The sequence below is a fragment of the Paenibacillus kribbensis genome (assembly GCF_002240415.1).
Lineage (GTDB): Bacteria > Bacillota > Bacilli > Paenibacillales > Paenibacillaceae > Paenibacillus > Paenibacillus kribbensis.
Genome location: NZ_CP020028.1, coordinates 1,292,200 through 1,307,073, shown reverse-complemented (window position 1 = coordinate 1,307,073; position 14,874 = coordinate 1,292,200). Strand labels below are relative to the sequence as shown.

12 protein-coding genes and 1 other annotated feature are annotated in these 14,874 nt (G+C 49.6%); all 12 genes read right to left on the bottom strand.

Features of this window, described 5'->3' with window-relative positions; genetic code table 11:
* Window positions 1-40 precede the first annotated feature (40 nt).
* The 12 genes from B4V02_RS05990 to hemB all read right to left on the bottom strand — a co-directional run bounded on the left by B4V02_RS05990 (window position 41) and on the right by hemB (window position 14,856).
* Window positions 41-1,075, bottom strand: a complete 1,035-nt coding sequence (locus tag B4V02_RS05990; protein WP_007431698.1) for a rod shape-determining protein — start codon at window positions 1,073-1,075, stop codon at window positions 41-43.
* A gap of 106 nt (window positions 1,076-1,181) precedes the next feature.
* Window positions 1,182-1,874, bottom strand: a complete 693-nt coding sequence (gene radC / locus B4V02_RS05985) for a RadC family protein (protein ID WP_094154108.1) — start codon at window positions 1,872-1,874, stop codon at window positions 1,182-1,184.
* Between the two features lie 13 nt (window positions 1,875-1,887).
* Window positions 1,888-2,496 (bottom strand): Maf family protein, encoded by a 609-nt coding sequence (locus B4V02_RS05980; RefSeq protein ID WP_094154107.1) that lies wholly within the window; start codon window positions 2,494-2,496, stop codon window positions 1,888-1,890.
* 22 nt (window positions 2,497-2,518) lie between these two features.
* Window positions 2,519-2,761 (bottom strand): DUF4321 domain-containing protein, encoded by a 243-nt coding sequence (locus B4V02_RS05975; RefSeq protein WP_007431701.1) that lies wholly within the window; start codon window positions 2,759-2,761, stop codon window positions 2,519-2,521.
* A gap of 121 nt (window positions 2,762-2,882) precedes the next feature.
* Complete coding sequence (locus tag B4V02_RS05970) at window positions 2,883-4,154, bottom strand: SPOR domain-containing protein (RefSeq protein WP_094154106.1); 1,272 nt, start codon at window positions 4,152-4,154, stop codon at window positions 2,883-2,885.
* A gap of 166 nt (window positions 4,155-4,320) precedes the next feature.
* Complete coding sequence (murC, locus tag B4V02_RS05965; protein WP_094156950.1) at window positions 4,321-5,700, bottom strand: UDP-N-acetylmuramate--L-alanine ligase; 1,380 nt, start codon at window positions 5,698-5,700, stop codon at window positions 4,321-4,323.
* A gap of 6 nt (window positions 5,701-5,706) precedes the next feature.
* On the bottom strand, window positions 5,707-7,083 hold the full coding sequence (locus B4V02_RS05960) for a bifunctional folylpolyglutamate synthase/dihydrofolate synthase (RefSeq protein ID WP_094154105.1): 1,377 nt from the start codon (window positions 7,081-7,083) through the stop codon (window positions 5,707-5,709).
* A 36-nt stretch (window positions 7,084-7,119) separates the two neighbouring features.
* The gene (locus B4V02_RS05955) at window positions 7,120-9,786 is read right to left on the bottom strand and encodes a valine--tRNA ligase (RefSeq protein ID WP_094156949.1); all 2,667 of its coding nucleotides are present in this window, start codon (window positions 9,784-9,786) and stop codon (window positions 7,120-7,122) included.
* Window positions 9,787-9,839: 53 nt separating this feature from the next.
* Window positions 9,840-10,124 (bottom strand) — a binding site (T-box leader).
* A gap of 71 nt (window positions 10,125-10,195) precedes the next feature.
* Entirely contained in the window at window positions 10,196-11,470 is a 1,275-nt protein-coding gene (locus B4V02_RS05950) for a LysM peptidoglycan-binding domain-containing protein (protein WP_094154104.1), read from the bottom strand.
* Window positions 11,471-11,595: 125 nt separating this feature from the next.
* Window positions 11,596-12,525: an RluA family pseudouridine synthase gene (locus B4V02_RS05945; RefSeq protein WP_094154103.1), complete on the bottom strand. Its 930-nt coding sequence runs from the start codon at window positions 12,523-12,525 to the stop codon at window positions 11,596-11,598.
* Complete coding sequence (gene hemL / locus B4V02_RS05940) at window positions 12,522-13,826, bottom strand: glutamate-1-semialdehyde 2,1-aminomutase (protein ID WP_094154102.1); 1,305 nt, start codon at window positions 13,824-13,826, stop codon at window positions 12,522-12,524. The genes B4V02_RS05945 and hemL overlap by 4 nt, the downstream gene beginning before the upstream one ends.
* Before the next feature lie 31 nt (window positions 13,827-13,857).
* On the bottom strand, window positions 13,858-14,856 hold the full coding sequence (gene hemB / locus B4V02_RS05935; RefSeq protein ID WP_094154101.1) for a porphobilinogen synthase: 999 nt from the start codon (window positions 14,854-14,856) through the stop codon (window positions 13,858-13,860).
* Window positions 14,857-14,874: the final 18 nt, after the last annotated feature.

Below are 14,874 nucleotides of genomic sequence, written 5' to 3'. Positions count from 1 at the left end.
TTTATTGCCAAACAGCTTAAACAGTTCCTACACCCCCGATTCAACGTTTGGAACGGACGGCAGAACTGCTCCGCGATTTGAACAAGTGGATATTTTCAAGTGCTCTGCCCGTACCAATCGCTACACAGTCCAGAGGATTTTCCGCTACAATCACTGGCATTCCGGTTTCACTCGCCAGCAGCTTGTCCAGGTTACGCAAAAGTGCTCCACCGCCAGTCAGTACAATTCCTCTGTCCATAATGTCTGCCGCTAACTCGGGAGGACATTTTTCCAGTGTTACTTTGACCGCATCCACAATCGCATTCACTGTATCCGACAACGCTTCGCTAATTTCATCGGATGTAATCGTAATGGTCTTCGGCAAACCTGTCACCAGGTCGCGTCCGCGGATTTCCGATGTCTCTACCTGCTCTAATGGCATAGCAGAACCAACTTCCATTTTCAACTGCTCTGAAGTCCGCTCACCAATCATCAGGTTATATTGACGTTTCACATACTGGATGATGGACTCATCCATTTCATCACCAGCCACACGCACAGAACGACTTGTTACAATGCCGCCCAAGGAAATGACTGCAACCTCGGTTGTACCCCCACCGATATCGACAACCATACTGCCTGTAGGCTCCCACACAGGAAGATCAGCACCAATTGCAGCTGCAAACGGCTCCTCAATCGTGTACGCCTCCCGCGCGCCTGCTTGCTTTGTCGCATCTTCAACCGCACGCTGCTCCACCGCAGTAATGCCTGAAGGCACACAAACCATCACGTTGGGATGACGTGGAAACAATGAACGTTGAGCTTGCGCCTGACGGATAAAATATTTGATCATCGTTGCTGTCGTATCAAAGTCAGCAATGACCCCATCCTTCATCGGACGAATCGCACGGATATTCCCCGGTGTGCGACCAATCATTTTTTTCGCAGATTCACCCACAGCTTCAATGGTTTTTGTATCTGTACGCAAAGCGACTACAGATGGTTCACGAACCACAATTCCTTTTCCTCTTACGTATACCAGCGTATTTGCCGTCCCCAAGTCAATTCCCAAATCCTTTGTAAAGCCACCCAGCATGATGTAATCTCCTTTTCTCTTCCCTGAAATCTGTTATCCATGTATAAACGGTTTATTCAGGCCGGCTTAGCCGGTCGTGTTTTAAATGTTTGATTTAAATATTATATTATATCAGACCTTGCTCCTTCAAACTTACAAAGGTCCCGTCCCCGATCACAATATGATCGAGCACGTCGATACCCACAATGCTGCCCGCATCCATCAGACGGCGGGTCAACTGGACATCCTCCGGGCTTGGCTTCGGATCACCGCTCGGATGGTTATGAGCGCAAATAATCGAAGCACTACTGCATTTGATCGCCGCCCGAAACACTTCACGAGGATGCACGATGGCGGAATTCAGGCTGCCCATAGACAGTGTCTCCTGGGCAATGACATGATTTTTAGTATTCAGGAACAGGCATACAAAATGCTCTTTCTGCAAATAACGAAGCTGTTCAAACAGCAGATCTGCCACATCCCGCGGGCAACTGATCACGGGGGTCTCCAAATGGCGGGACAATGCTAATCTGCGTCCCAGTTCGATACCCGCTTTTAGCTGTATCGCTTTAGCATTTCCAATGCCCTTAATCTGGGTCAGTTCGCTCAGACTCATATCCACCAACTGACGCAAGTTCCCCGCCTGCTGCAAAATACGCTGCGCTAAATGCACCGACGACTCATTTTGCGTTCCTGTACGCAGCAATATTGCCAGCAACTCCGCGTTGCTCAAGGCCTCAGCCCCATATGTCATCATGCGCTCTCTTGGTCGTTCTTCATGGGGGAGGTCGCGAAGCATCAGTATCGGCGACTCCAACATATGTTTATCCCCTTTAAGGACGCAGCACATTCACTCCAAAGTCGGACAGCATGTCCGACAACAGGGAAAGCGGCAATCCTACGACGTTAAAATAACAACCCTGAATCGATTCCACCAGCGTAGCACCCATACCCTGAATGCCATACGCTCCTGCTTTGTCAGACGGTTCGCCTGTATTCACATATGCCACAATTTGCTCATGGCTCAAAGGTTTCATTGTAACCTCTGTTTGGCGATGTCTGACAAGCGTTTTGCCGGTTACGGTATGTAAACAGGCCACCCCGGTGTACACAAGGTGTGTTCTTCCCTGCAATGCAGTCAGCATACGAACCGCGTCCGCATGATCAGCAGGTTTGCCCAATACCAAACCATCCAGCACGACAATGGTATCACTCCCAATCACCAGTCCAGCTTCTTCGGACTGAGCGGCAACGTTCACGACCGCTTCGGCTTTACGTGCCGCAAGGGTCTCCACAATTTGCTGAGGCGTCCAGCTCTCAGGCGTGCTCTCATCCGCATGACTTGGCATCACCTCAAAGGGGAGTCTCAAAAATGCGAGCAATTCCTTCCTTCTTGGTGAAGTCGATGCCAGAATAATGCGGGGCGTAATTTTCCCGTCCATAAGGGAAGCTCCTTTTCATCAGTTAGAGCCTGCGATACAGCCAGAACGCGGCGATGATGCCGATCAGACTAAGCAGGCTCAATTCAAAATTTATTGTTATGTTGTAACTAATAATATCCAGATCCGCTCTCGGCGACCAGGATATCGTAGTGGGGTGGGTCAGAAAGGAAAGGACTTTGAACGATTGAAGGGCCTTGGCAATCCATGCACCCAAAAGCCAACCGAGCAACAAAAACAGTATAAGCATTCCTACATTTTTTTTCATCCTGATCTTCCCTCGCCATTTTTTGACACCTTCATTATTATACGGTGATTTGTACTGCAATACAAACAGAAATCCGGCAGGGGGAACTATTTCCAGTTCCTTGCCGGAAAGTGTGGTTAATCTATTGTTTTATGAATTGAATAAATTCATTCTCACGCAAAACATATTCCATCATTGAGGACTGAATCTCCCAAATGTGCTCCTTTGCAGTATTCTTGTTATATTCACCAAGTGCAGAGACTGCACTATTCATCGCCTTTTCCAGTGAAGCTGCAGAGGCAGCCGCCTCCTTCGGAAGACCGGAGGGAAGTGCAGCGATATTTTGCGTCCACTGCTGATGCAGATCATTCAGCTCCTTCATTTCAGAGACGGGTACCGCAGCTGGACCGCCATCTCCGAGCAGAGATGAGCTAAGTCCACTCAACTTGCTTACTAATGTGCTGCTTAACTGAAAAAAGGCAGTGAGCTTTTCGCCTTCGCCTCCATAAGCGGCTTTTTCCAATCCTGGCAATTGAAGCTCACGAACATACAGTTCGACGCCTTGTGTCTTCAATTGATTGCTGAGCAGCTTGGCCTGCTCCCTGTCTGGCGATATTCCTGCATAAACCCGATTTTGGTCCTCGGCATCCCCTCCGGCAGCAATGCCTGCCTTTAACAGCTCTTCTTTGGCTTGCAAGGCCCGTTCTGGAGTACTAAAAACCCCGTACTGCAGCAAATAATAGGTTTGTGGAGGCACTTGAGTCGCTACGACATTGACGGGACTAGAATTCTCTTTTGCAGACGGTATACCTGTGCTAACAGATTCATTAAAGACTGGTATGGCCTGCTCTGCCGAGGATTCTGATCCCGGGACCACTCCGCCTCCGTTAAACAGCAGCAGCATGATATATCCAAACATCCCTCCAGTCACCAGCGCACTGGCTACTGAGCCGATCAGCTTCCATCTGGAGGAGTGAGGCGGTCGCTTCCGGTACTCTTGACCATAACGATAAGTTTCCTCATCTCCCTCCTCCTCCCGGCCATCTGGCAGAACGTCTGCATCTGACCAGGAAGCCGCCGAACGGCCAAAAGGGTCGTCCCATCCCTCCTGTACCCTCAACGACGAAGCAAAACGCCGGGTTGTATTACGTTTATACTCACTCTCAGGTTTATCAGGTTTTGGTTCTTGCGCATGTTCAATACTTTCTTCTCTCCCTCTAATCCGTCTCGTGCTTTCTCGCAGGTTAACGGTTTGCAGCTGCTTCTCATTTTGATGTAGTCCCGTATCTCTAATCGCTTCACGCCGTTCGCTTGCAACTGGCCCGTTTTTGGACGGAAGCACCTGAAGCTTTTCCTCCTGGCTTGTCTCTGGCAGCTGTTGATCGAATCGGAATGTCATCTTGGCCTTGTTCACGGATGCACTCCCTCCTTGTCCCATACTTCCTCATAGTTTGTTGTATGAGCCAAGCTGAGAAAATATGTCTCCAGCAATACAAGAAAAGGTATCCCGAAACATATTCAATGTTCGGAATACCTTTGTATATTGTAATTCATCGGTATAGCTTAACATATTGTACTTATTACGCTTGCTGTCCGCGAAGATGGCGCGCTAACGAGTCGCCCGCTTTCCAGATGTCTCCTGCACCCATCGTCAGCACAAGATCACCAGGCTGTAGCCGATCTTTCAACTTCTCGATCACAGCTTCTTTGGTCGGCAGGTAGATTGCATTGGCATTGCTGTTTTGGACGATCAAATCTACAAGCTTGGAAGAATGCACGCCTTCAATTTGTTTTTCTCCTGCTGGTGAATAAATGTCGGTAATAATGACTTCATTGGCTTCACTAAACGCACGGCTGAACGCATCCAGCAGGAAAAAGGTACGGCTATAGCGTTGCGGCTGGAACACAGCAATAATACGCTTGCCTGTCGCTCTCGCTGCACTAATCGTAGCCTCAATCTCTGTTGGATGATGCGCATAGTCATCAATAACCAGAATGTCATTGCTTTCACCTAGCACTTGAAAACGGCGCTTGGCTCCGTGAAATTCCAGAATCGACGCTGCGATTTGATCGAATGGAATTCCTGCTTCCAGGCATGAAATCACAGTCGCCATCGCATTGTACATGTTGTGTCTACCTGGCACAGACAATTCGATCGTTCCGAGCTCTGTCCCTTTCCGGCTCATGGTAAAGCTTAATCGACGGTCGCCTAATTGGATATCTGTCGCCATATAATCTGCTTCATGCTCCACTCCGTAGGTAATGACCCGAGTTTGAAGCTGCGGTATCATCTCGCGGATGTTCTGATCATCTGCACATACAATAGCCGCACCATCTGGCCGTATTTGGCTCAAAAACTGTACGTAGGCACTTTTCAGACGATTAAAGTCGCCATCGTAATTTTCCAAATGATCTGCCTCGATGTTGGTTACGATACCTTGCCACGGATGATATTGCAGAAAAGAGCCATCGCTCTCATCCGCCTCGGCAACAACAAACTCGCTTTTGCCCGCTTTGGCATTCGTACCCAAATTCGTGATTTCACCGCCAATGATATACGTTGGATCGACATTGCATCTCTCCATAACCAAAGCAATCATCGAAGAGGTTGTGGTTTTACCGTGCGCTCCTGCAACGGCTACTCCCTTACGCTCGTTAAGCAAGCGAGCCAGCATCTGTGAACGGTGCAGCGTTGGAATATTCAGTTCTTCCGCTGCCACCCGCTCCACATTGTCGCGAGACAATGCCGTTGAATAGACGACGATATCCGCACCCGCAATATGTTCAGGGGTGTGTCCGATATATATTTTTGCGCCTTTTGCCGCCAATTTTTCTGTCAGCTCTTGTGATGCCACATCTGAGCCAGTCACGGTATAACCCATCTCCAGCATAACCCGAGCAATCGCGCTCATCCCGTATCCGCCGATACCGATAAAATGAACATGTTCCGAAGTAATCAACAAATTTCACCAACCTTTTTCCGAATCGGTTTGATACATAAGGGTAGCCCGTACATCCGCAATGAGATACAGCGTACCGGACACCACCCCCAGATCTTCCGCTTCCGTATGTGACTGAAGTAGGCCAAGAGCCTTTTTCCAGTCACCTTCTACAATAATTTTCAAATCCGTTTTGGCATAAGACGGCCGCAGCTTCTCCACGAGATGAGCCAATTCAGCGGCATCCATTTTGCGGCGAAAAACAGGCTCGGTCAGGATAAGCGTATCCACTAGTGGCAGTATATGCTGCAAGTATGCTTCATGATGCTTGTTTGACAGCATCCCCATCATTAAAACCAGTTTTCTGTATGAATACAGCTGAGGAAGACTCTTTGCAAGCGTCTGTGCCCCTTCTGGGTTATGAGCCCCGTCAAGGACAATTCTCGGGGAGGTGCTGACCTGTTCGAGACGTCCAGCCCAAGCCGCTTGTTTAAAGCCCTTCAGCAGTTCGTCATCCTCCAACACAAAGGCCAAATACTGACGAAGGACCTCCAGTGCCATCATAGCTCCTGCCGCATTAGCACATTGATGCTCGCCTAACAACGCAATGTCGATTTCCATGTGCCGGAAAGGACCAGCGAATGAAAACGTTTGGCCCGTTTCGTCCCCGTTCAGCCGTTCATACGTAAACTGTTCACCGGCCAGATACAGGGTAGCTCCCTGTCTTGCCGCCGTTTCCCGTATAACCTGAATAGCTTCGGGTTGGGTAACGCAGCTTACGACAGGTACGCCAGGCTTGATGATACCGGCCTTTTCCCTTGCAATCTGCTCAAGCGTATCTCCCAGAATGTCTGTATGGTCATAGCCTACATTCGTAATAATCGAGACGATAGGACTCACGATATTAGTTACATCCATCCTTCCCCCGAGACCTGTCTCCCATACCACAACATCTGGAAAAGACACCGTAGCATAATACAGAATAGCCAGTGCTGTCGATACCTCAAACATCGTGGGTGATCCCAAATCACTGGCTGCTATTTCTTTTACCAGCGGGTACAGGCGATTGGCAAGCAAAACCAGCGTCTCATCAGGAATGTCGGTCCCGTTGAATTGAAAACGGTTCGTAAATCGTGTGATGTATGGAGACGTAAAAGTCCCGACATCGTAACCACACTTCATTAGGACGGAGGTTAGAAAAGCGCAGGTTGAGCCCTTGCCGTTGGTCCCCGCAACATGCACAAATTTCAAATGTCGTTGCGGATCACCCAACATGCTCATTAGCTGCTCGATTCGTTCAAGTCCGGGTCTGATTCCAAACGGAATTAAACCATTGATCCATTCCACTGCTTCATCATAGCTCTGTAAAGGAGCAGCCTCGCCGCCCCTGTTCGTATCTGACATCCTTTTCACCTTCAGGTCATTTTATAGTGAGTGAAATTATCCCTTGAGTTCTTCAATACGTGCGATAACTTTGGCGCGCTTATCTGAGTAATCAGCTTGTTTCGCCTTCTCTTCCTCGATGACTTTAGCTGGTGCCTTAGCCACAAAACCTTGGTTGGAAAGCTTTTTCTCCACGCGCTCCACTTCACTGTTCAAATGCTGAAGCTCTTTTTCCAGTCTGCCAATTTCCTGGGCAATATCAAGCAGTCCGGCCAATGGCAGATACAGCTCTGCGCCGCTGACAACAGATGTCATGGCTTTATCTGGAACGGAGAACTCCAATCCCGCGTCGAATTCGGACGTATTGCAGAATCGGCGTACATATTCCGCATTGCGTTTAATGATATCGAGAACGGCTTGATCACCGGGTTTTACAAGCAATTCAACCTTCTTGCTCATCGGTACGTTGACTTCAGCGCGAATATTGCGCACGGAGCGAATCACGTCGATCAGCAAATTCATTTCAGCTACCGCATCCTTATCCTCAAAAGCCGGATCATACACAGGCCAAGCGGCCAGTGTAATCGTTTCGCCTTCATGCGGAAGATGCTGCCATATTTCCTCGGAGATAAACGGCATGAACGGATGAATCATGCGCAGTGTCCGATCCAGTACATATGCCAGTACAGACTGTGTTTTCTTTTTCGCCTCTGCGTTGTCGCCATATAGGGAAAGCTTCGCAAATTCAATGTACCAGTCGCACAAATCATCCCAAATAAAGTTATACAGAAGGCGGCCTGTCTCGCCAAATTCATAAGCATCTATTAGACGCGTAATGTCGCGTGAAGTTTCGTTTAGACGGTGGAGAATCCAACGATCAGCAGTGCCCAAATCACCGGTAATGTCGATATCCGCCGCAGTAACACCCTCCAAATTCATCAGCGCAAAGCGGGACGCATTCCAGATTTTATTGGCAAAGTTGCGGGCTTGCTCCACTCGTTCCCAGCGGAAACGAAGGTCTTGTCCTGGCGTGCTGCTGGTGGAAATCATATAACGCATAGCGTCCGTTCCATATTGGTCGATTACATCGAGCGGATCAACACCATTACCGAGGGATTTGGACATTTTTCTACCGTCCGCATCACGAACCAGACCGTGCATAAGCACGTCCTTGAACGGAATCTCATCTGTAAACTCCAGTGCGGTAAAAATCATCCGCGACACCCAGAAATAAATAATGTCATACCCTGTAACCAGAACATTGGTCGGGTAGTAGCGTTTGAGATCCTCGGTCTGTTCCGGCCAGCCCAATGTCGAAAACGGCCACAAACCAGAGCTGAACCATGTATCCAGTACATCCTCATCCTGTTTTAGCTTTCTGCCAGCATATTCCGGCAAAGTTGTAGGGTCCTCTGCCGAAACAATAATTTCTCCGGTTTCTTCATCGTACCAAGCCGGAATACGGTGTCCCCACCACAGCTGACGGGAAATACACCAGTCGCGCACATTTTCAATCCAGTGCAGATACGTACGCTCAAAGCGGTCTGGCACAAAATTCACACCGTTCCCAGCCTTTTGCGCTTCAATCGCCTTGGCTGCCAGGGGCTTCATTTCTACAAACCATTGTGTGGACAGATAAGGTTCTACAACTACACCTGTACGCTCGCTGTGGCCTACTTGGTGCACATGCTCTTCAATACGAATCAATACGCCCTGTTCTTTCAGATCAGCGACGATTTGCTTACGGCAATCGCTGCGATCCAGGCCCTGATATTTGCCTGCTTCGGCATTCATCGTTCCTGTTTCGTCCATGACCGTAATTTGTGGCAACTGGTGACGTTGTCCCATTTCAAAGTCGTTCGGATCATGAGCTGGTGTAATTTTAACCGCGCCGCTACCGAAATCTTTATCTACATAATCGTCCGCAATGATCGGAATTTCCCGCCCGATAATCGGAAGCACAAGTGTTTTGCCGATCATTTGCTTGTACCGTTCATCTTCCGGATGTACAGCAACAGCTGTATCGCCCAGCATCGTTTCAGGACGGGTAGTGGCAACCGTAATAAATCCGCTGCCGTCTTTCAGTGGATATTGAAGGTGATACAGATTTCCGTTCACCTCTTTGTATTCCACCTCAATGTCCGACAATGCCGTACGTGCGGCAGGGTCCCAGTTAATGATGCGTTTACCGCGATAGATGAGGCCTTTTTTGTACAGTTTTACGAATACTTCGCGCACTGCTTGGGACAGTCCCTCATCCAGCGTAAAGCGCTCACGAGAATAGTCGAGAGAAAAACCCATTTTCTCCCATTGATTATGGATGTTATCCAAATAAAGTTCCTTCCATTCCCATACCTTCTCCAAAAACTTCTCGCGGCCCAAGTCATAGCGTGTCAGACCTTCTTCGCGCAGCTTCTGCTCTACCTTGGTTTGCGTAGCAATACCCGCATGGTCTGCCCCTGGCAGCCACAAGGCATCATAGCCCTGCATCCGCTTGGTGCGGATAATAATATCCTGCAAGGTAAAATCAAGCGCATGTCCAATATGCAGCATACCCGTCACATTCGGTGGTGGAATAACGATTGTAAAAGGCTCTGCCTCTGGATGTTGTCCGGCGCGGAAATAACCCTTCTCCATCCACGTTTTATACCATTTTTTCTCTGCTGATTTCGGATCGTACGTTGTTGGCATTTCCAAGGTTGTCTTGTTGTCTTGTTCTGACATATCAGGATACCCCCATGATTTTTCAATTGGCAAATAAAAAAAGCCCTTCATCCTCAAAGGACGAAAGGCTGTTCTTTCGCGGTACCACCTTTGTTTCACCCCTCGTGTATGTATCCACTGATCCATTACACATGGTGTGACACTTTATGCAGATAACGGTTGCGGACCGGCCTTATTCTACCGTGAACCTCGTACCTTCCGTTGGAATGAAATGAGGGACCGTTCAAACAGGCGACTCCCGGGTGACTTCGGCCAGTAGCTTCCTGTGGAACCTCACAGCGCTGCAATTCCACTCTCTGAAGGGCTTGCTGCCTACTCTTCCCGATCTCAGTCTTTCAATAGCTATACCACATCATACATTTCCCTTTGACTATAGTCAACACCCGCTGCGCATTTTTCGGCGGCTGGATCAAGGGATGTACAATACCTGACCTTCTTCTACATGATGCTCCGCCAATCTGTTATACAATTGAAGCTCCCGTGAACTGAGCTGATAGCGATCAGCTATTGTTTCCAGCGTATCCTCACGCTGCACGATGCATAAGCGGACCTTGCGGAAAGGCGTTTCATCCTGTGTATGGAAAAAAAGGTTTTTCCACTTGGCATTCTCCCGCTCTTCTTCGGCTTTCTGATCCTGCGGCTGCTGCTCCAGCTCTAGCTGATGCTGGTATTCCGCTTCTTTCACCGAACGGCTCGATTGGAGCAACGACGAGTAGACAACCGTGTCCGGCTCGTCTGCTCCTTCGTCCTTTTTGCTGTTAAGCGCTACACGCATCTCCGGCTTCTCGTCGGCAATGGTGTCATGGACCGCATGGTCCACCTGTTCTGACGCTTCAGGTCTAAAATCATCCACATGGCTCGCTTCCAATTGCGGCGGCTCCAGATAGCTCCCCGGCTCTGCTGAGGAATGTGCTTCAGACTGCAAAGGATCATGCACCACATCGGAAGATACAGCAGATACCTTCGGCTCACTTCCCGTCCATGCTTCCTCCTGCTGAAATCCCCATACTTCCGGTGCAGCATGCTCGTGCTTTATCTCGGAAGGGCTATCTTCAACCGCTTTGCCCGTCCAAGGCTCATAGAATCGATCAGAGTCTACAGCTGGCTCATAAGCTTGCTGTTCCGGCGGCAGTGGCAGTTTCTGCTCCCCATAGTCCAGTGACGGCTGTTCCCAGGAAGCAAGCTCCTGTTGGGTAGAATAAATCCCTTCCTGCCGATGCTCACCATCCGTGGAAGGAGATTGCGCCGGATGATCAGGTGCATGCACTACGGTAAATTCCTCATCCAGCCAAACCGCCGTCTCTTCGGCATGCGAGCTTTCCACCCCGTGCAACGAAAGAACGCCCGTAATATTCAGACTACGCAAGGAGAGCAGATCCACATCAAAATTTTCAATCTCGACCGAAATATCTTCCAATCTTCCTACCCGGTTCATCGGAATGGTAATTTCCACAGGTATCAAATGATGAAGCTCACTCGTGGCCTCTTCAGGTGTGCGGTACACGCCCTCCAGCAGCAAATGCCCTCGCAAAGCGGCATGGTCGCCGTGGGTTACAACCTGAATGCGTGGCAGAAGCTCAATTTCCTCCAACTCAGCAATCCCGGCAGCTTCCTCCGTCAAATGAATGCGTTCATAAATATCAAAACGCAAGCCTTGCGGCTGATCATTCTGTTGTTTATTCAAGGATGGCATCCTCCTTTGGGCAGCCTCCGCACATCCTCTGACTCCTGTCAGGCGCACGGAAACTCCATATTGCAAACCGTTTCTAGGTTCAAGTATATGCGCCAAAATAGAAGGCATGCCATCTTTTATAGCTGTTTGACCAGCTTTTGCAAATCATCCGGCCAAGCATCCTCCACGGTAATCGTTTCCCCGCTGAGCGGATGACGGAAGGTCAGACGCTCTCCGTGCAGCGCCTGCCTGCCAAAATCAGTCGCCCGGCCCCCGTACAATACATCCCCGAGCAACGGGAAGCCGGCATGACTAAGATGAACGCGAATCTGATGCGTTCGTCCGGTGTCCATTGTCAGATACACGAGGCTAATCGCACTTGGACCACTTCCCCATACGTCACCAAGTTCCACATGGGTAACTGCCTTTTGCCCAGTCGGAGATACACGGCGACGCTGCTTGTGATGCCTGTCCTTGCCAATAGGCCAATCCAATGTCCGCAGCGATGAAGGCACTTCCCCCCGTACCAAAGCTACATAGCGGCGGTCGATAGCCTTGGCTCGCATTTGCTCGTCCAGCTTGAGCAACGCGAATTCGTTTTTGGCATATAGCACCGGGCCTGTCGTATCCACATCCAGACGATGCACATGTCGTACTGCTGCATGAATGCCATGGATTTCATAATAGGATGCGACAGCATGATCCAACGTCAGTGGACCATCCTTTACACCGCCGTCTGGATGGACCGCCATCCCCGCTGGTTTGTGTACGACCAGGCAAAAATCATCCTCGTACAGTATCGTCAAATCATACCAACGTGGGATGACGCCAAGGTCCATTACAGGAAAAAGGGCCAGCCGCAGCCGGTCCCCTGTATGTTCAATCCCTTTTTCGTGCCTTAGTCTGCGCCACAGCTTATCCGGCAATCCCAAATGATTCAGCAACCAGTGGTCTACAGCCTCAGCGCGATCTTCATTCTCAATGCGATTTTCACCAGCTGAAATTTCCCGTCCCGGTGTGACTTCCAGCCAAGGTCCCCTTCTTCTCCAGCTACCCTGCCAGCTCATAGACGTTTGAGCGCGCGATAGTTCGCTTCAATGGTGGCGTCAATATCCTCAACCGTATGCACACCTGATACGAACATGCCCTCGAATTGAGATGGAGCCACACTGACTCCCTCATTCACCATTTCGGTAAAATAACGGCGGAAATGATCCTGATTGCTCGTTTTAGCCGTATCAAAATTGACAACCTTCTCGTCCGTGAAAAATGGACACACCATGGAACCCACACGGTTGATCGAGACAGGAATACCGAGCTCACGCGCGTTACGTTCGAATCCGGCCTGCAGCCGTGCTGCCCGCTCTTCCAGCCGATCGTACACTTCCGGTGTCAGCAATTTAAGCGTCGAATAGCCTGCTGCCATAGCCAATGGATTTCCGCTCAGCGTACCCGCTTGATAGATTGGCCCGGAAGGCGCGATTTGCTCCAAAATGTCGCGACGTCCGCCGTAAGCACCTACAGGCAGTCCACCACCAATAACTTTGCCCAGACACGTAAGATCCGGCGTCACACCAAAGCGTCCTTGAGCGGAATGAAGTCCCACCCGGAATCCAGTCATCACTTCATCAAAAATCAGCAGACTTCCATATTGCCGGGTTACCTCACGCAAACCCTCCAAAAATCCAGGCTGTGGCGGTACAACACCCATATTGCCTGCTACCGGCTCGACAATAATTGCAGCAATCTCTTCGCCAAATTTCTCAAAAACCAGCTTCACTGAAGCCAAATCATTATAAGGAACAGTGATCGTATGTGAGGCCACGACTTCAGGTACACCCGGACTATCGGGCAGACCTAATGTCGCAACACCAGAGCCCGCTTTAATCAGCAAGCTGTCCGCATGACCGTGATAAGAGCCTTCAAATTTAAGGATTTTGCTGCGTTTCGTAAATCCGCGTGCGAGTCGTATTGCACTCATGGTCGCCTCGGTCCCCGAGCTCACCATACGAACAAGTTCCATAGAAGGAACACGCTCGCATACGAGTTTGGCCATTTCAGTTTCCGCCAACGTTGGTGCGCCGAAGCTGGTTCCTTTTACAACAGCAGCCTGTAAGGCTTTAACCACTTCGGGATGTGCATGGCCCATAATAAGCGGTCCCCATGAACATACATAGTCTATATAGGATTGACCGTCGATATCATATATACGCGATCCTTCCCCACGGTCGATATATACGGGCGTTATGCCTACGGATTTAAAAGCCCGAACCGGACTGTTTACGCCACCTGGAATATATTGTTTTGCCTCATCAAAGGCGACTTTGGAGCACGTATCCTTGCGCACCGTTCGTTGTTCGTCGATCATTCTGATCACTCCTGTCTTCTGAAAAATACGCTTATTGCTTCAACCATCTTGCCGCATCCTTGGCAGAATAGGTAATAATCATATCCGCACCCGCACGCTTCATGCTTGTCAGAATTTCCAGCACCATCGCTTTTTCATCAATCCAGCCTTGAAGAGCTGCCGCCTTGACCATTGTATATTCGCCGCTGACGTTGTAAGCCACCAAAGGCAGATCAAATTGATCCTTAATCGTACGCATCACATCCAGATAAGAAAGAGAAGGCTTCACCATCAGCATATCTGCACCCTCCAGCACGTCAGATTCCGCTTCTCGCAACGCTTCGCGTGCATTGGCAGGGTCCATCTGATACGATTTGCGGTCACCAAACTGCGGCGCAGAATTTGCGGCTTCACGGAAAGGACCGTAAAAAGCAGACGCATATTTGACGGAATACGACATAATCGGAATATGTGAAAAGCCTTCCTGATCCAATCCTTGCCGAATGGCCTGCACAAAACCGTCCATCATATTGGATGGGGCGATAATATCCGCACCTGCTTTAGCCTGGGAAACCGCTGTACGTACCAGCACCTCCAGGGATTCATCATTCAATACTTCGCCGCATACCTCGCCATCATGCTCATGCATGTGTACCATACCGCAGTGTCCATGATCCGTAAATTCGCACAAACAAGTGTCGGCTACAACCAGCAGCTCGGGATAGCGGGACTTGATCAGACGAGTAGCCTCCTGCACAATACCATCATCCACAAAAGCCGATGTTCCCAAGCTATCTTTGGTTTCTGGTATGCCAAACAAGAGCACGGCGGGAATGCCCAGCTCGCTAATTTCTTTCAGTTCTTCTTCCAGCTGATCCAGTGAAAAACGGTATACGCCTGGCATGGAGCTAATCTCCTGCTTCACCCCAGTGCCAAATGTTACGTAGATCGGTTGGATAAAATCAGCCGGATTCAATACGGTCTCACGCACCATACTGCGGATCGCAGCCGACTGGCGCAAACGACGATGTCTCGTAAAAGGTACACTCATGATTGCAAACCTCCACAT